The sequence below is a fragment of the Bacillus sp. CGMCC 1.16607 genome (genome assembly GCF_042683745.1).
Taxonomy (GTDB): Bacteria; Bacillota; Bacilli; order Bacillales; family Cytobacillaceae; genus Pseudoneobacillus.
In genome coordinates this window covers 38,118-55,975 of the sequence record NZ_JBHUJX010000029.1, presented here as the reverse complement: position 1 = coordinate 55,975, position 17,858 = coordinate 38,118, and the positions used below count along the sequence as shown (strand labels likewise).

Genomic DNA, 17,858 nt, shown 5'->3' with positions numbered 1-17,858 from the left:
ACTCCTTTCTTTTTCAATTATTTAATAATGTCTTTTAGGGATTGAACGAGTTCGTCGATATCCTCTTTCGTATGCACTTCCGTTACACAAAAGAGAGCTGCCTGACCAAGCTCTGGAAACTCTTTTGAAAGGTCTTTACCACCAAAAATTTTATAATCTAAAAGCTGTTGATTGATCTGTTCGACTGTCTTACCCGTTTGATTAAAATCTACGATAAATTCTTTAAAAAAGGGCGATTGAAAATGAGAGCCCTTTACACCAGAAATTTGATTTATTTGCCCAACAGCATATTGACTATTTTGCATAATCGTTTGCCCAACCTCTTGCATTCCATGTGGACCAAGTAGAGCTAAATAAACTCCTGCTGTAATTCCCCATAAAGCTGTTTGTGTCCCAACCGATTCCTTTCCTTTTTCACGATGAGCAAATGAGGTTCTGTCATATGCTACATCACCAAAGCCATATTCTCCTTCTTTTACAGTCGGAATGATACCAAATAAGCGTGAAGGGTATTCATTAACGAATGTTGGATCATCATGGGTGGCAATGAAACCAGATTGTCCCCCGCTAAAATTCATATGCATGCCTAGTGGCTGTAAATCTCCGCAAACAATGTCTGCTCCATAATGACTTGGTGGCGCTAACACCCCAAGTGAGATCGGATCTACTCCTACCACCATTAGAGACTTGTTATTTTTAAGTAGCTTAGCAATTTGTTGTCCCTGTGACTCTATAAAACCTAGATAGGATGGATTTTCAAAGTAGAATGCCGCTACATCTTCAGTTAATTTCGCTTTTAAATCCTCTACATTGATTTCCCCTCTTTTTGTATCAAAGGAGACAAATTCAAATTCTAAATCCGGTAACCCATAATTGATAATGATTTTGCTGCGCTCAGGTGCAACGGTTCTAGCTAATAATATTTTCTTTTTACCAGTGATTCGAGCAGCCATTCTAATAGAGGTGGCTGCCGCTTGACCCCAATCAAAGGTTGGTACATTTACAACATCCATATCTACTAATTCTGCTAGTAAACTTTGATACTCAAAGAGTGCTTGAAAACGTCCATGATCCTCATAAGGCTCACCTGCATAAGCCGTTACAAATTCAGAGCGCTGATTAATTTCATCGCATACAGCTGGGACAAAATGTTGCCAGCACCCTGCACCTAAAAAGTTGATATATTCCCTTGTACTTATATTCTTGTTGAGAGTATCCTCAATATGACGGCGAAGCTCAAATTCTGTTAAGGCTTTCGGAATATTTAACTCTTCTTTAAGTTGAAGCTCCTCAGGAATACAAGAATATAATTCCATGATCGATTTAACGCCGATCACCTTTAGCATTTCCTCTTGAACTTCTGGAATCATATTCGGAATATATGGATGTACTTTTTGCGCCATAATATAAACCTCCTTTGTTTAGTTAATTCTTTTTGAAAAACTAAGCTAACCCTCCACCATCAACAATTAACTCAGTTCCTGTTACCCACGACGATAAATCACTGGCTAGAAATAATACCCCTTTGGCAATATCTCGAGGTGTTCCAATTCTTGATAAAGGTCGACCAACTGCCGATGACGCTAAAAAAGCATCCTCTTTCACATTTAGTTGCTTTGCTTCATCTCTGAGAAGGGGAGTATCTGTATCACCAGGACAAATACAATTAACACGGATATTTTGTGGACCATGATCGATAGCCATAGCTTTTGTTAAATTGACTACTCCAGCCTTAGCTGCGCAATATGCTGCCGCTTGATCACCACCTTTAATTCCCCAACCGGATCCTGTATTGATGATACTTCCACCTCCTCCGTTAGCCATAAGAGGAATTAAATATTTTGATAGCAAATAGACACCTTTTAATGAAACATCTATGACTAAATCCCAATCGGACTCCTCTAAATCAACCACTGTTTTTCTCTTTATTACACCGGCATTATTAAAAAGGACGTTAATTGTACCGTAGTGTTTTTCAATGAACTCTTTAACAGCCAAACAATCATTGGCATTTGTCACATCACAACGTACAAACTCTGCCATATATCCATTGTTTATTAATTCCTCAATTGCTTTCTGGCCATTTTCCTCATTAATATCTAACACAATTACCTTTGCCCCTACTTCTCCTAAAAGTGATGCTGTGGCAAACCCGATTCCTGAAGCACCACCTGTAATTACACATACTTGATCCTTTAATTGAAAATAATCTTGATTCAACATCTAGAAGCCCCCTAAACATCCTAATTTAGTTTAATTAAGAAAGTATTGAAAAACTCTTTAATAAGAATTACTTTTACATAAAGTGTTTTGCGCATATTCTATAAATCTTCTAAACGCATCTCTTCCTTTTTGATCTCGTTTAAAAACACCTGAATGCTCTAATACCTTTGAAAAAACTTTGCCTACTTCAATTTGTACATATTGTTGTACATTCTCACTATGGATGCGTGGATATTTGTTCTTCATACTTAATGCCCATTCAGCATGCTTATTTGTTCGAGGATCTTTTATTAATTGTTCTAAGGAATGGTCTCCCACTAACCAATTAGAAATAAGCTCCAATTCTTCCTTTAAACGGCCTGGGAGAACCGCGAGTCCCATCACTTCAATTAAGCCAATATTTTCTTTCTTTATATGATGAACATCTTCATGAGGATGAAAAATACCTAATGGGTGGGTCTTATTCGTACGGTTATTTCGAAGTACTATATCCAGCTCATACGCTGTACCACTTCTTCGGGCTATAGGAGTAATCGTATTATGTGGTTCCTCTTCGGTATAGGCATAAATTCCAGCAGAATCATCTGTATACCGTCTCCAAGTCTTCAATAGATGCGCACCTAAATGCGAAACATGTCTTTTATTCATTCCCTTTAATCGGATTACCGACATAGGCCAGCAAACAATTCCTACTTTAACTTCTTCAAAACCTTGAAATAGAAATTCTTCTTCTACTTCCGCTTTTGCCATCGGGAAAGAATGATGCCCACCTTGAAAATGGTCGTGACTTAAAATCGATCCTCCTACTATCGGTAAATCTGCATTTGACCCAAGGAAATAATGAGGAAATTGGTTAGTAAAATCTAATAAGCGATCAAATGTATGCTGAGAAATCGACATCGGTTTATGCTCTTTTGAAAACACAATGGCATGTTCTTTATAATAGATGTAAGGTGAATACTGTAAGTACCATTCTTCTTCATTCAACCATAGTGGAATTGTCCGTAGAGTTTGTCTTGCAGGGTGATCAAACCTTCCGAAATAACCAATATTTTCTTTACAAAGTAAACATTCCGGATAAGTAATATTCTGATTTTGATATTCCTTTAAGATGACTAATGGATCTTTCTCAGGTTTGGATAAATTAATCGTAATCTCCAAATCTCCATATTCCGTCTGAGTAGTCCAATACTCATTTTTTTTAATTCTGTCAGTTCTTATATAATTAGAATCCTGTGAAAGCTGATATAGATAAGAGGTGGCAGCTTCTGGGCTCTCCTTTTGAGCTAAAGCTTGAAACGTACGAACCACCTCTGAGGGTCTCGGCATTAAGACTCCCATTATTTTTGTATCAAGCAGATCACGATAAGTAATTGAATCGACCTCAAGTCGTCCACTTGTTGCTGCCCATTGTAATAGACTATCCAATATTTTAATTAAGGGTCTCTCCGAAGATATTTGAGGTAATGCTTCTTTCCATTCGTTTAATTCAAAAATACTTAAAAGTTGGTTCCGAACATAGTCCCAATCCTCAACAGCAAACAATTTTCGTTTCAGCCCATAATTCAATAGCTCCTGTATATAGGTAAAAACATGTTGGTCCATTTGGATACTCCTTCCTATGAACCTGAATTGTTAGTGACAGGTCTTTAGATTTTATTATTGTTTATACCCATCAGGGTTTTTCTGCATCCAGTTCCATGCACTTCCGATGATTTCTGTTACAGAAGTATATGAAGGGGACCAGCCTAATTCTGCTTGTGCTTTTTGAGAGGATGCTAAAAGGATTGGTGGATCGCCAAGGCGTCTAGATGTAACCTCCGCTCTTATTTCAGTTTTCGTTACTTTCATTGCTGCATCGAGAATTTCCTTTACTGAGAAACCGTTTCCATTACCTAAATTGTAAATAGCACTTCTATGCTCATTTCTTAGTTTTACTAAAGCTAAAATATGTGCTTCTACTAAATCGTTTATATGGATATAATCCCGAATACATGTCCCATCAGGGGTATCATAATCGTCTCCGTAAATTAACAGCTTATCCCTTTTTCCACTTGCAACCTGTAAAATAAGCGGAATTAAATGCGTTTCAGGATGATGATCCTCACCAATGGTACCATCTGGATGTGCTCCAGCAACATTGAAATATCGGAGAATCATCGAATGAATACCGTAAGCTTTTTCACACCAATGCAGCATTTTTTCAATAGCGAGCTTTGTCTCACCATAGGGATTTGTAGGATTTGTACTTTCTGATTCTTGGATCGGCATCTCCTGTACCTCTCCATAAACTGCTGCCGTAGAGGAAAACACGATTTTATTGACATAAAACTGTGCCATCACTTTTAATAAGCACATCGTTCCGTATACGTTGTTTTCATAATATTTAAGAGGATCACTCATACTTTCGCCAACTAGAGAGTTGGCAGCAAAATGAAGAACTGCATCAAATTTGTGATTTTGAAATACTTTTCGTAAAAATTCTTGATTCTTTATATCCCCTTCATAGAAAGTGCATTCCTTTGCAATAGCCTGTTGATGACCCGTTTCTAAGTTATCAATAACAACTACCTCTTCATGACGATCTCTAAGATGTCTTACAGCGTGACTTCCGATGTATCCTGCCCCACCTACAACTAACACGGTCATGTCTAGTCCCCCTAATCAGTCTTTATTTTCCTAGCTCCATCACCTATGTCAACTATATAAAAGCTTGCTTGTCTTCCAGTTTTTCCGCTATAGCGTTTGCCAACATGCTGTGTAAATGAGTCGATATGATGTTTATCTATTAAATTAACAGTACAGCCCCCGAAGCCAGCACCTGTCATTCTTGCCCCAATTGCCCCTTCCTCCCATGCAGCCTCTACTAGTACATCTAATTCTTTAACGGAAACTTCATAATCATCTCGAAGGGAAATATGGGATTCATTCATTAACAATCCAAAACCCTCAATATCACCATTATTAAGCTTTTGAACAGCCAACTTAGTTCGTTCATTTTCATACACTGCATGTTTAGCCCGTTTTCGGTATAAATCGTTTTCGATGAGATGCTTAAAACTTTCAAATTCACTAATTGATATACTCCCAAGTGTTGGAGCTGTCAGAGCTTGATTTAAATCCTTCAATGCTTGCTCACATTGATAACGTCTATCATTATATTTTGAGTCCGCTAGCCCTCTACTCTTATTCGTATTTGCAATGATAAGAGTTAAATTTTCAAGCTTTAAAGGGCTGTATGTATATTCTAAAGATTGACAGTTTAAAAGAATGGCATGATTTTTTCTCCCCATACCTATGGCAAACTGATCCATAATTCCACAATTAACGCCAACAAACTGATTTTCTGCCCATTGGCTTAATTGAATCATTTTCAACATATTCATATTCAATTGAAAAAGATCATTCAGCATAACAGACGTTACAAGCTCTATTGATGCAGAAGAAGAAAGCCCGGCGTTGTTTGGAATGTTTCCTACATATACGACATCGAACCCTTGATTAATCTGTTGCTGATATTGCTTAAATGCATAAATAACACCTTTTGGATAATTGGCCCATGCATGGATACTTTCAAATTTCAGCTGTCCTACCTCAAACTCTATCACACCTATATGTGGAAAATTATTTGAATACATTCTAATTTTCGTATCAGATCGTTTTCTAGCCACAGCATACGTTCCTATACTTAGAGCGCATGGAAAAACAAAACCTCCATTATAATCTGTATGCTCGCCAATTAAATTTACTCTTCCTGGTGCAAAAAAAGTATGAAGCTCACCCTTATCCCCAAACTTCTCATAAAATAGATGAACAGCCTCTATCATTGTAATTCCTCTTTCTCACTTAGTTAATTAAATTACTTTATAAACTTAAGTAAAAAATACATTCTTTTCTGAAAATTGTCAACAGATAAGTTGAATCGAACAGAATTCACCTATCCCCTACACTCATTTGCGAATCAAAATATCTGGACGCAAATAAGTTTGATTACCATATTCGACATCGATATAGTCCCAGTTATTTGTTGTTGTCATAAATTCAATTTTATTTTCATGTACAAGAATGGTATCTTCTGACTTGATGCCCGGTAAAGCAGGATTCCATGCGTATGCCTGATGAATAGAAACCTTACTAGTAGAATAGGGACTAGCGAGATATTCTCTAGTGGCAAATCCCGTTAACCCACCTTGATGGAGATATCTCCAATCCTCTGGATAACCAGCTTCTCTGTAATGCTCGATTCCTTTATTAACAATATTACCTACGCTGGCACCGGGAATAGTGTTAGCATTCATGGCTACATCAATTCTTGCTAACTTTTCCTTATTGATCAATAATTCTTTAGGAAGTTTCCCGAAATGAACAAATCTTGTTGCATTTGCGACTAGTCCCTCTCGTTCGGCACAGAGGACCATCATCAAATATTGATCGAGTTTTTTATTAGTTGGAAGAGGATGACGATAGTTATAAATACGTTCATCCGTAGCAATTAATGCCACGTGAATGACAAGGTCATGTTCAATTGTCTTTTTAGTTAATTTTCCGCAAATCTCCAATTCCGACATCCCTGGCTTTATTTCTTTCCCTGTTTGTTCAAGTATATTAGCTGTACACTGACAAACCTCTCGATAACTTTTAATCTCATTTTCACTTAAACAAGAACGAATGAACGAAAGATCTTGATCAACTACCTTCCAATCAGAAAAAATAGTATCACTGACAATACGCTTTCCTTCTGTTAATTTATGAATCAAATCATTTGTAGATTCATACCACTCGCAAGAATAAATTTGAAAGTCAAAACGAATATCCTTACATTCCTCTTCTATTATTCTTCGTTCTTCCATTTTGTTTGTAATTAAATAGTTTTGTTTCTTTAATATAAGCCAGTCAGATACTCCATTTGGATCAGACAAGACGATATGATTTTTTCTTCCCTCTGTCAGCCACGAAAAATTATTTCGTTTGCGAAGAAGAATTCCATCATAGCCATTCTGCTGCAAATAATTTTTTAGTTTTTGCAATGGTTGCATACTCATTTTCCTTTCATTTCCACTTAATTAATTAATTTTATTAATTATGTTATAATATAATGAATGTTTTTTTCAACATTTCTTGTCAAATAAGGTAAAATATTTTCAAGTAGTTTAATTGGAGGTCGTACGATTGCAAAAAGGTAGTTTTCAATGGATGAAATCATTAAACAAATCTATGATTTTAAATAAAATTCGCGTGAGCGGTTCGATTTCTCGTGCTCAAATTGCGAAAGATACGAAACTCACTCCTCCTACTGTCAGTAGCATTGTCAAAGAGTTAATCGAAGAAGAACTTGTCATTGAAAGTCAGCAAGGAGAATCAAGTGGCGGACGTAAACCTACTATGCTTGTCATTAACGAGCATGGATTTTATGTACTTGGTTTAGATATCGGGCCAGTTAAAATACGGATAGTTCTGACCAATATTAATGGAGATGTGTTAGCGAGTCATAGTAAGGAGTTACCATCAACTATTACAAATGAGATTCTTCTTGACCTATTAATAGCTGAAATACATTTTATGCTAGAAAATTTTGCGGAACCCCACAGAAAGTTAATTGGAATAGGAATCGGGATGCATGGTGTGATCGATGTAGAACATGGAAATTGTTTATTTGCTCCAGACCTGCAACTTCGTGATATTCCTATCAAAGAGATACTAGGGGAACATTTCCAAGCACCCGTAAAAGTCGAGAATGATGCCCGTGTAATGGCTCTTGGCGAAACTTGGTTTTCAAGTGATCATAACAAAAGTGGAACAATTGTCACTATAAACGTTGGACAAGGGATTGGTGCTGGAATTGTAGTAGAAGGTAACCTTCTTCACGGTGAGCATAATCTCGCTGGAGAAATCGGTCATATGTCCATTGATTTAAGTGGAAACAAATGTACTTGCGGTAATTTTGGATGCTTACAAACTTTAGCCTCCGGAGTTGCCATTAAAGAAAGAGCCTTAAAAGAATTAGCGATGGGGAAAAATAGTTTTTTACATGAAATGGTGAACGGAATTGAAGCAAAAACGATCTATGAGGCAGCATGCAAAGGGGATTTATTAAGCATTGAACTTTTACACAATACTGGAATTTATTTAGGGATTGGTATTACAAACTTAATACATTTATTAAATCCTACAAAAATCATCATAACCGGTGGTGTCTCAAATGCGGGTGACTATATCTTAAAAGGAATAAAAGATACGGTTGCTGGTCGAGCATTAACACTTAATGCAAAATCAACTGAAATTGTTATTTCCAAGCTTGGAGAATATTCTGCTGCCATTGGAGCTGCTGCTTTAGTGTTAGTTGAGTTATTTTCTATAGATCAGGTTGAATAAGAATGCTCCAGTTCAAAAAGGACTGGAGCTTCTTTTTATTTCAATAACTAATATTGTTTATTTCCCTAGTTCATTAGCTAGAATAAGAAAGACACTGGATGTCCAAGTAAACGCAGGGTCTCGGAGACCCTCCCCTGTTAATGCATTGAAATTTTCAGCCATACCAGATTGATTAGCCATCGCACAGTATTTTCCAGCTATTTTCCTTGCAAGATCTCTTTCACCTACTGCCTGTAAACCATCCACTATTAGCATAGTTGAAGGTGCCCATATCGGACCACGCCAATAACCATCTTGACGATAATAAGGACTATCTATACTTTCAGTAGCAAATCCATGGTCTGTTTCGAATTGATGTTGATGAATTAGACGATTTAATAATACTTCTCTTTGATTTTCAGATAATCTATCACCTAAAATAAGCGGAATAAACAAAATCAAGCTTTGAGACGAGATTAGTTGATGGGAGCCTGACAAACAAGCCTGAAATCCTGTTTCTGTCCAAAAGTGATCCTCCATCTTATTGAATATATCATCTGCCCTTTGTTTCCAGGCTCTCGCTTCTTCCGTTTTCCCAATTCGTTGGGCAATTGTTGCTAGTACATCCATTTGAATAATCAAAAAAGCAGTCAAATCTGGGGTTTCAACAGGAATTCCCTTTGAAAAAACGGTGCTATTATCCCAACCGCTATCATTGCCATGATTATATTGTGGTATCCCATCCCTGTCATCATCTCTATAATTAAACCACCAGTTCGTCCATCGTACTAAAGGTTCATAAATTTCTCTTAATTTATCATCTGAAATAAAATCTGAGCGATCCAACATCCATTTTAACGTCCAACCATGGATCGGTGGCTTACAACAATTCCACAATGAGGATTGATCATTAAGAAAATCTGGTAACGCTCCACTTTCATCCTGCCTGTCAAAAAAAATACAAAATTGATCCCATGCCAACTCTGGATTATGCTTAATTAAGGCCATCGCATTAAAGCAGTGATCCCAGCTCCATATATTTGTCATCCAATTTTTAGACATATACATAGCCGGACGTGATAATAATCCTTCTGCTTTTACGACAGAAGACCATGTAATATAGGAAGCCATTTCCCAACCATTTTGAAATTTATCAGGCACCTTCAACGTATTCTCTTTCCAGTTTCTGAACTCTTCTTCTACACCATTGACAGATTCTAAAAAGCTCATTCCTAGGCATGCATCTTTTTCATATGTAATATGATAGTCTGAGATGGCCGTTTCAAAGGTTCCATTTGAGTCAATAGGACGGCAATTAATGTGAATAAATTTACTTTTATCCACTTCAAAAGGGGCTTGAACCTCTACACTTCCCTCTATAGGGATAATGCGAAATCTCCGTTTCTGTTTAAAACTATTAATCTCCCAAGTATGGTCCGGGCAAGCCAATGCATAATCATATGATCCTGTTAATGCTGTTAACCGAAGTCCGATTCCATCCCCCTTCATTCGGATCGTGCGGTCTGAGCTAAAGCAGCATTCCAATGTTCCTTCTTTTGCAACAAGTCTCAGTAAATGAGGAGAGAATTCTACCTCATAATCTTGCTCAATCAGTTCATCATTGACTAAATTGATTTTAAAAATAGCACCGCTTTTTTCATCTCCTCCCCTAATCATTCGAATGTACAATGCTTTTCGATCGTAGTCCCCAAAATAAATGGGGGAAATAACGAAATAAGATCCATATCGACTAAACGGAATTTTCATTTCCTCTATTTTCATCTATAACTCCTCCCTAAAACTACAGAATGGATGAACCGAAATTCATCCACCCTCATTATTTGATACCGCTCGAAGACACTCCATTTACAATATACTTTTGGGCAAGGAAAAATAATAGTAGCGGCGGTAAACTAATCAGGAATGTAACAGCCATTATTCCTTCCATATCTACATCATACATCCCTTTAAATTGGGCTAAACCTAGTGTTAATGTATACTTACTTTGATCATTAAGGAAAATTAATGGTCCTAAATAATCATTCCAACTCGATAAAAAGTTAAACACTGCGATTAAAACGATAATCGGCCACATTAACGGTAAATGGATTCGATAATAAATTTGAAAAGAATTAGCTCCGTCCATTCTTGCTGCCTCATCCAGTTCTTTTGGAATAGACATAATAAATTGTCGCAACAAAAATATGTAGAATGCTGACCCAAACCAAGATGGTACAATCAATGGCTTTAATGTATTAATCCACCCAAGGAAATTAAATTCCATATATTGAGGAATCATTGTTACTTCCCATGGAATCATCATCGTAGCTAGAAGAACAATAAATAGAAAATCTCTACCTTTAAATTTAAATCTTGCAAAGCCATATGCAACTAAAGTGGAAGAAATAATTTGACCGATTGTTGTCAAGGTCGTTACAATCACACTATTTACTAAAAAAGTATTAAAAGGCTGGCTATTCCATGATTTCGCAAAGTTTTCAAAATGCCATGTGGAAGGAAGCCATTTAGGTGGAAAAAGATATAATTCGTCAGGTGATTTCATTGATGTCGTAATCATCAAAAGGAATGGCGCTAAGAATAGTAGTGATAAAAAGATCAAAATGATATAGATAGTCCCATTACTTAGCCTGTTTTTTAACCTCATCCTAACACCTCCATCTTAAGATTTTTCATTCTTCACTTCATTTTCATAAAACACCCAGGCGGATGAAGATTTAAAAACAAGTAAAGTCAAACATAGAATGATTAAAAACATAATCCAGGCATTTGCGGAGGAATAACCCATTTTAAAATACTTAAATGCATTTTCATAAACATACATCGCATAAAAGTAGGTGGACTGAAGCGGCCCTCCACCTGTCAGTACTAAAGCTAAAGTCAATTGTTGAAAAGCACTAATAATCGTGGTGATTAAATTAAATAACAAAGTTGGTGTTAAAAGTGGTAAAGTGATTTTAAAAAAACTATACAATTTACCTGCTCCATCAATTTCGGCAGCTTCATATAATTCTTGAGGGATATTTTTCAGTCCTGCTAAAAATATGAGCATCATCGTTCCTTGGCCCCACAGACTGGCTATAACCATCGCAATGAGTGCCCAGCCCTGTTGATTTAGCCAATCAGGCCCCTGAATTCCAACTAATGACAGTAAATGATTTAAAAGCCCATACTCGCCGTTATATACCCAACCCCAAATCATCGCTAATGCAACTCCGGAAATAACCGAAGGAACGTAGAAAAAGGTTCTAAAAAAGGAACTTCCTTTTAATTTTTTATTTAACAGCATGGCTAGTAGAAGAGACACAATAATATTAAGCGGAACAAATAGCATAGCAAATTTTACCGTTACCCATAGTGAATGCCAAAATAACGGATCATCTGTGAACATCACAATGTAGTTTTCAAATCCAATAAACCTTTTTTCTCCTACAATCGGCCATTCAAAAAAGCTAATTACAAGTGAAAAAAATAATGGTCCCAGTGTGAATAGTAAAAACCCAGCAATCCAAGGTGATATGAAAAAATAAGGGGCAAGATTGCCCCATTGCTTTTTCTTTTTAACCTGTATAGAGGGATTTACTTTATTGAAACTTATATTCGGCTTCATTCAAATCCTCCTAGACAGCTTAATTTCCTACATATTTCTCAGAATCCTTCACTGCTTTATTTAATAATTCCTCTGCATCTTTTCCAAGCATAACAGCATTTATGGCAGCAGATAGGTTACGATTGATCTCGTTCCAATTCGGGTTTAAAAGAAATGCAGGTGTATTAGATGAATTTTCAAGCATTGTATAAAATGGCTTATACAGCTCATCTTCTGTAACTTTTGTCGCTTCTGCAACACTTTTTCTTACTGGAAGGTCAGCTGTTCTCATCTTGATCGCTTGTTCAGAAGAATAAAATTTTACAAATTCCCAAGCTAAATCTTTTTGTTTAGAATCCTTCGCAATGGAAACGGCGGAGGATGCAATCAGTCCTTTTACTGGTTTAGAACCAAATGCAGGCATAACGGCCGTCCCTACATCAATTCCAGCCTCTTTAAAACCTTCCAATGGCCAAATCCCACTAATATACATCCCTAATTTCCCCGCTTTAAAGATATCGCTTCCACTTTGTTGACTTTTACCCCCTACTAAAACAGCGATTCCTTCCTTCACCATATCACCGTACATTTGAACCGCACTAATCGTCTCTGGACTGTTCATATAACCATCAATTTGTTTACCATCTTCACTAACAAAACTTCCGCCATTGCTCCAAATTAACCCTTGTAAATCGTACGTGTCGGGCTCTGAAGTTACTCCAAATCCGTATTGTTTCTTCCCTTTATCGGATAATGTTTTGGCAATCTTCTTAAAGTCATCCCATGTCCAATCATCCGATGGGTACGGAATTTTATATTGATCAAATAGCTTTTTATTGTAATAGACTACCATCGTGGTAAAACCAGCTGGCATGCCGTAAATTTCTCCATTCACACTCGAGTAATTAAAGAGACCTTCATAGAAATCATCCATTTTTATTTCATCATCTTTTTCCACAAATGATTTTAAAGGCTCTAATGACTGATGATAGGTTGAAAAATCCCACATATACATAACATCTGGCGGATTTTTTGCTCCAAAAGAAGCAGCAATCTTTTGATCAAATCCATCTCCATAAGCTTCTACCTGTACTTTTACATTAGAATTGGCCTTTTCAAATTCCTTAGCTATGTCTTGTTGAATCTTTAATGTATCTCCAGAATCCCAAGTTGCGAAACGGATAACTTTTTTGCCATCCTTTTTATCCTTTTCTCCTGAAGCACCTTCTGAGCTACAAGCTGTAACCAAAAGTAAAACGAGAGCCATCAATAAAAGCCACCACTTATTTCTTTTCATATAATTCTAATCCCCCTTTTATATACTAAATATTCAGAAAAATATAACCGCTTTCATTATATCTTTCTTGAAAGCGGTTAAACACATCTATATGTTTGATTAAAAGTGGACATTTATCTTTTATTTATTTTATACCTGCCAATTTGTATGATTTAGGTGTACTTTTGTTTTGTGCGGTATTTAGAAGGGGGATTACCGGTACATTTTTTATACCATCTACTAAAATATTTTGCATCTTGAATCCCAACCTTATCTGCAATTTCCTGTATCGTTAACGAGGAGGATTTTAGAAGCTGTTCTGATAACTCTATTCTCTTTTTCTCAATAAATGAGTGGATACTGATGCCCGTTTTCTTTTTAAATAACGTACTTAAATGGCTTCGGCTAACTCCAACAAAATCTGCAATTCCATTAACAGAAATAGGTTCAGATAAATGGTTTATCACATATTCCATTACGGTGAAGACAATCTCTGGACAGTCTGGGATATCATCTTTTAGATGATGAAGACCTACAACCGGTTTCATAAGACTTTGCTGATGGAATTCATCCTTAAATGTAGATAGAAAATGATCTAACTCTTTATCTTCAAATGATGTTTTTAAAAGATAGCCTGATGCTCCAATTTTCAAGCCTTCTTGTGCATACTCAAAGTCTTTATGACAACTTAATAGCAATATTTTCGTTTTAGGATATTTTTCTTTTATTTTCCTTGCCAATTCAAGTCCATTTTCCTCAGGCATGACAATATCGGTAATGACAATTTCAGGTTGATACTTAATAAATTCCTCCCAGCCCCGATTTCCGTTAGCAGCGTCAGCAATCACTTCCATGCCATACTTCTTCCAATCCACCGTTGCGATTAATCCTTTACGTACGATTGTTTCATCATCAACTATTAACACTTTTATATTCGAAGCTTTCGTCACTCTTTTCCACCCACCTTATTGGCCAATAAATCGAAAATATCGTTCCTTTTCCTTCAATCGAGTCAGCAACAATCCTATGGTTTTTCCCGAAATGGATATAAAACTTTTGTTGTACATTATACATTCCAATCCCTCTATCATTCGATTGAGAAGTTGGAACTGAAAATAAAGAATCTAGTTTAGATGGTGACATTCCTTTACCATTGTCCTTTAAAATAAGCTCAAAACAATCTTTTTTCTCAATAACCTCAAGGTGAATTTCACCTATACCATCTTCAAATGCATGAAAAAAGATATTCTCTAGCATCGGTTGAAGAGTCATTCTTGGAATTAATGCCTGTTCAAGTTTTTTCTCCATCTCCATATGAAAAGTAAAATTTGGTCCGTAACGAAGTTCCTGAATGACTAAAAAATGGTGAATGGCTTCCAGTTCCTCTTTAAGAGGTATAAGCCCAATCGTAAAATTTAAATTACCTTGTAGAACCTTCGTTAAGTGATATAGCATCTTACTAATTTCGTGATTGCCATCCAAACGAGCCTTCCATTGAATGGTATTTAGTGTATTAAATAATAAATGGGGATTAATTTGATAATGAACAGCTTTTAACTCGGCTTCTCTCTTTACTTCCTCTGTTTCCTTGATTTCCTCCATCAGCTGCTTTATTTTGTATACCATTCTATTAAAATGATGACTCAGTCTTCCGATTTCATCTTTTGTTTTAGTCGGTAGCTTTGTCTCAAATATACCGTTGCTAACTTCATCAATGGCAAACTTTAGTTTTAATATTTTTCCTGAGAATTGTTTTGAAAATAAATAAGATAAAACCATCGCTAGTAAAACAGCTATAACCATGCCAATTGTTACGACCTTTAATATCACTCTAGTTGACTTATAAAACTCGCCATGAGGGATCCTAAATTGAATTGTCCAATTGTTTGTTTTAGTAGACTCCGTCCAAACGATATCGTTATCTAAATCTTTATCGTTACTAATCGTTCGATACAAATATTCCCCCGACTGATTATAAATTGAAATTCTGGAATTTAAATCATCTTCTAAAACCTTTATCATTTTAAATAAATCATCGACATCTGTTTCAATTAAGATAAAGCTATTTTTTAATACTCCATATGAAATTGGAAGTGGGACAGCAAGTCCAATCACTTTATTTGGATTATTATATTTATAATGCATAGGGGTATAGATCCCTATCTCGGAATTTTTCTTTCTGCGTGCTTTTTTTAAAATCTCAATTTTTTCTATTTCCTCGTATTTCAGATTTCTATCTCCATAATAATATCCAGACTCTGTAAGCAAATATATCCCTTCCACATCTACCTTTTGATGCGTTTGGATTAACCTCTCCAAATTTATCTCTTCCTTAAAATCAGAGTATGTTTTAGGTCGCTGGTCACTTAATTCGATTGAGGCTTGGTCGGTTATATATTGCTGAATCGATGCAACACTAAAATACATATCTCCAATAATTCGATCTAGTTCCTTTTGAATCTTTTCACCGGCAAACTGATTATAGTTTCTTAATTGCTCTTTCACTACTTTCGATGATTGGTAATAAGAGATTAGTCCCAATGTTAGTAAAGGAATTAACGCTACCAACAAAAACATAACTAATAGCTTTTTTTGAGTATTCAGTTGAAAGGTATTAGAAATACTTCTTAAAAAAATTTTCATTAGCCACGATCCTTTGAGAAAGATTAGTAGTTTTTTACTTATAGGCAGAGCTTTAAATAATATTCATATCTTTCTCCATATCACTATTAAAACCCTTCTTTAAAGATGGTAACAAAGTGTAATATTGACTAATTTAAAGCTTACTAATCTAATGCACGAACACTCTTTCACGGATCATTCTGGACAAGATTCATATAAAAAATTAAAAATAAAAGGCTGACCCTAAAAAAGCTTTTAGCTTTAGAGTCAGCCTAAAATAGTTATAAATAAAGAATTATTAATACATTGGCACTGGAGGATCGATACCTAATACTTTCTCTCCATCTACAGTTAACCATATATAATAATGATCAATGTCTTTCTTCAATATCTTTTCTAATTTAGCAATCAATTTTTCTTGCATTTCGAAAGATAGTTTTGCTGTTTCCTCTCCTAAAGGAATTCCCTTTAACCCTAGTAAGTCTGCAGCTAATCTTGCCTCATCGTAAGAGACTTCAACATACTGATCATACTCAGATAAATAAGCAGCTTCAGCAGGTTTAACAGAAATTACAAAACTAACTAGTAAAGCCATTAATAATAAGCTTAACTTTTTCATTTCTTTTCCCCCTCATTTATTATTTTATCTTTTAATGTTAAAAAAACATCAACAATGTCTGGATGATACATCGTACCTTTACAACGTAAAAGTTCATCAAATGCTTCATCCCTTGTCATACCCTTTTTATAAACTCGATCTGTAGTCATTGCATCGAATGAGTCAACAACTGAAATAATCGCAGCTTCAATAGAAATTTCCTCACCTTTTAACCCTTTCGGATAGCCTTTACCATCATATCTTTCATGGTGTTGTTCGACCACAATCCCTGCGTTCCTTAGTAACGGGAGATTTGTCTCTTCTAATATTTCTCTACCATATGTGGAGTGCTGTTTCATGATTTCCCATTCTTCAGAGGTCAATTTTCCTGGCTTCAGAAGGATTTCTAAAGGAATTTTTAATTTACCCACATCATGTAAAAATGAAGCAATGTTTAATCTAAGGATTTGCTTTGTTTTTAGGCCTAGCGTTTCTCCAACTAACATAGATAATCGATTGATTCTATGACAATGATCAACGGTATAGCCATCTTTTTCCTCAATGGAAACAGCTAAATCCATAAATTCTTTTGTGATTTTACTATAATGATGAAAAATAGGCTGCGAAGTCACATATAGAAATTCAGTAGTTCCTTTCGCCTGAAAAATATGGTACTCAGAGACTGGAACTTTATAAAAGGAATCTCCCGCTTTGATAGGCTCAAAGCCAGCGTCTGTTTGTAGCTTTAACTCCCCAGACAAAACATGTAAATATTCTAAAGCGTCCCATCCTTCTGAAGGCTCTAAACACCATCTAGTATCTGGGTCCAATTTATGATAAATAATTTCTGTACCATCACCTGATGCAATAAGGGAAATCTGCAGCCCTTTCATGTGGACTGTTTCTATGAAACTCTTTTCATTTATAAAGCCCACTACACTACCTTCTTTCTGATGTCTTGATCTTTGTGCTACCTTCACACGTAGTATCTCTCATTTAGTAGTATAGGCATTTATTTTATAAAAATCTAGTAATAACAGCATTTGCCAAAATCCGGAAAATTCAATGAATATTCATTCTATTTCCTATATTTTATTGCTAATACTTACATTTTAGGAAAAATAGTGATAAATTTCTAGATAAATTTTATAAATATTTAGAAATTTTGTATTTCTATGTAG

The 17,858-nt window shown here is 35.7% G+C and carries 15 protein-coding genes; 1 reads left to right on the top strand and 14 read right to left on the bottom strand.

Features of this window, described 5'->3' with window-relative positions; all coding sequences use genetic code 11:
• Window positions 1–17 precede the first annotated feature (17 nt).
• The 6 genes from gcvPA to ACFSO7_RS22185 all read right to left on the bottom strand — a co-directional run bounded on the left by gcvPA (window position 18) and on the right by ACFSO7_RS22185 (window position 7,250).
• Window positions 18–1,403, bottom strand: coding sequence for an aminomethyl-transferring glycine dehydrogenase subunit GcvPA (gene gcvPA, locus ACFSO7_RS22210; RefSeq protein WP_377879628.1), 1,386 nt, complete (start codon window positions 1,401–1,403; stop codon window positions 18–20).
• A gap of 40 nt (window positions 1,404–1,443) precedes the next feature.
• A complete protein-coding gene (locus ACFSO7_RS22205) occupies window positions 1,444–2,220 on the bottom strand; it encodes an SDR family NAD(P)-dependent oxidoreductase (RefSeq protein ID WP_377879654.1) in 777 nt (258 codons plus the stop codon).
• Between the two features lie 60 nt (window positions 2,221–2,280).
• On the bottom strand, window positions 2,281–3,828 hold the full coding sequence (gene galT, locus ACFSO7_RS22200; protein WP_377879627.1) for a UDP-glucose--hexose-1-phosphate uridylyltransferase: 1,548 nt from the start codon (window positions 3,826–3,828) through the stop codon (window positions 2,281–2,283).
• A 54-nt stretch (window positions 3,829–3,882) separates the two neighbouring features.
• Window positions 3,883–4,872 carry a UDP-glucose 4-epimerase GalE gene (galE, locus tag ACFSO7_RS22195; protein WP_377879626.1) on the bottom strand — a complete coding sequence of 330 codons (990 nt, stop codon included), beginning with the start codon at window positions 4,870–4,872 and terminating at the stop codon, window positions 3,883–3,885.
• A gap of 11 nt (window positions 4,873–4,883) precedes the next feature.
• Window positions 4,884–6,050, bottom strand: coding sequence for a galactokinase (locus ACFSO7_RS22190; RefSeq protein WP_377879625.1), 1,167 nt, complete (start codon window positions 6,048–6,050; stop codon window positions 4,884–4,886).
• A 123-nt stretch (window positions 6,051–6,173) separates the two neighbouring features.
• Complete coding sequence (locus ACFSO7_RS22185; RefSeq protein WP_377879624.1) at window positions 6,174–7,250, bottom strand: M24 family metallopeptidase; 1,077 nt, start codon at window positions 7,248–7,250, stop codon at window positions 6,174–6,176.
• A 142-nt stretch (window positions 7,251–7,392) separates the two neighbouring features.
• On the opposite strand from ACFSO7_RS22185, the gene ACFSO7_RS22180 reads away from it, so the two are divergent.
• Complete coding sequence (locus tag ACFSO7_RS22180; RefSeq protein ID WP_377879623.1) at window positions 7,393–8,595, top strand: ROK family protein; 1,203 nt, start codon at window positions 7,393–7,395, stop codon at window positions 8,593–8,595.
• A gap of 57 nt (window positions 8,596–8,652) precedes the next feature.
• Here ACFSO7_RS22180 and ACFSO7_RS22175 read toward each other — a convergent pair whose 3' ends face one another.
• The 8 genes from ACFSO7_RS22175 to ACFSO7_RS22140 all read right to left on the bottom strand — a co-directional run bounded on the left by ACFSO7_RS22175 (window position 8,653) and on the right by ACFSO7_RS22140 (window position 17,657).
• Window positions 8,653–10,356 carry an amylo-alpha-1,6-glucosidase gene (locus ACFSO7_RS22175; protein ID WP_377879622.1) on the bottom strand — a complete coding sequence of 568 codons (1,704 nt, stop codon included), beginning with the start codon at window positions 10,354–10,356 and terminating at the stop codon, window positions 8,653–8,655.
• A gap of 55 nt (window positions 10,357–10,411) precedes the next feature.
• Window positions 10,412–11,239 carry a carbohydrate ABC transporter permease gene (locus ACFSO7_RS22170; RefSeq protein WP_377879621.1) on the bottom strand — a complete coding sequence of 276 codons (828 nt, stop codon included), beginning with the start codon at window positions 11,237–11,239 and terminating at the stop codon, window positions 10,412–10,414.
• A gap of 15 nt (window positions 11,240–11,254) precedes the next feature.
• Window positions 11,255–12,202, bottom strand: a complete 948-nt coding sequence (locus ACFSO7_RS22165; RefSeq protein WP_377879620.1) for a carbohydrate ABC transporter permease — start codon at window positions 12,200–12,202, stop codon at window positions 11,255–11,257.
• Between the two features lie 19 nt (window positions 12,203–12,221).
• A complete protein-coding gene (locus ACFSO7_RS22160) occupies window positions 12,222–13,478 on the bottom strand; it encodes an ABC transporter substrate-binding protein (protein ID WP_377879618.1) in 1,257 nt (418 codons plus the stop codon).
• 152 nt (window positions 13,479–13,630) lie between these two features.
• Window positions 13,631–14,407, bottom strand: coding sequence for a response regulator transcription factor (locus tag ACFSO7_RS22155; RefSeq protein WP_377879617.1), 777 nt, complete (start codon window positions 14,405–14,407; stop codon window positions 13,631–13,633).
• A complete protein-coding gene (locus ACFSO7_RS22150; protein WP_377879616.1) occupies window positions 14,370–16,100 on the bottom strand; it encodes a sensor histidine kinase in 1,731 nt (576 codons plus the stop codon). The genes ACFSO7_RS22155 and ACFSO7_RS22150 overlap by 38 nt, the downstream gene beginning before the upstream one ends.
• Before the next feature lie 277 nt (window positions 16,101–16,377).
• On the bottom strand, window positions 16,378–16,698 hold the full coding sequence (locus ACFSO7_RS22145; protein ID WP_377879615.1) for an 8-amino-7-oxononanoate synthase: 321 nt from the start codon (window positions 16,696–16,698) through the stop codon (window positions 16,378–16,380).
• A complete protein-coding gene (locus ACFSO7_RS22140; RefSeq protein WP_377879614.1) occupies window positions 16,695–17,657 on the bottom strand; it encodes an HD domain-containing phosphohydrolase in 963 nt (320 codons plus the stop codon). The genes ACFSO7_RS22145 and ACFSO7_RS22140 overlap by 4 nt, the downstream gene beginning before the upstream one ends.
• Window positions 17,658–17,858 lie beyond the last annotated feature (201 nt).

Coding starts and splice junctions, on each gene's coding strand:
- galT (WP_377879627.1), bottom strand. CDS start 3,828: ATGGACCAACATGTTTTTACCTATATACAGGAGCTATTGAATTATGGG.
- ACFSO7_RS22175 (WP_377879622.1), bottom strand. CDS start 10,356: ATGAAAATAGAGGAAATGAAAATTCCGTTTAGTCGATATGGATCTTAT.
- ACFSO7_RS22190 (WP_377879625.1), bottom strand. CDS start 6,050: ATGATAGAGGCTGTTCATCTATTTTATGAGAAGTTTGGGGATAAGGGT.
- ACFSO7_RS22145 (WP_377879615.1), bottom strand. CDS start 16,698: ATGAAAAAGTTAAGCTTATTATTAATGGCTTTACTAGTTAGTTTTGTA.
- gcvPA (WP_377879628.1), bottom strand. CDS start 1,403: ATGGCGCAAAAAGTACATCCATATATTCCGAATATGATTCCAGAAGTT.
- galE (WP_377879626.1), bottom strand. CDS start 4,872: ATGACCGTGTTAGTTGTAGGTGGGGCAGGATACATCGGAAGTCACGCT.
- ACFSO7_RS22165 (WP_377879620.1), bottom strand. CDS start 12,202: ATGAAGCCGAATATAAGTTTCAATAAAGTAAATCCCTCTATACAGGTT.
- ACFSO7_RS22170 (WP_377879621.1), bottom strand. CDS start 11,239: ATGAGGTTAAAAAACAGGCTAAGTAATGGGACTATCTATATCATTTTG.
- ACFSO7_RS22150 (WP_377879616.1), bottom strand. CDS start 16,100: ATGAAAATTTTTTTAAGAAGTATTTCTAATACCTTTCAACTGAATACT.
- ACFSO7_RS22160 (WP_377879618.1), bottom strand. CDS start 13,478: ATGAAAAGAAATAAGTGGTGGCTTTTATTGATGGCTCTCGTTTTACTT.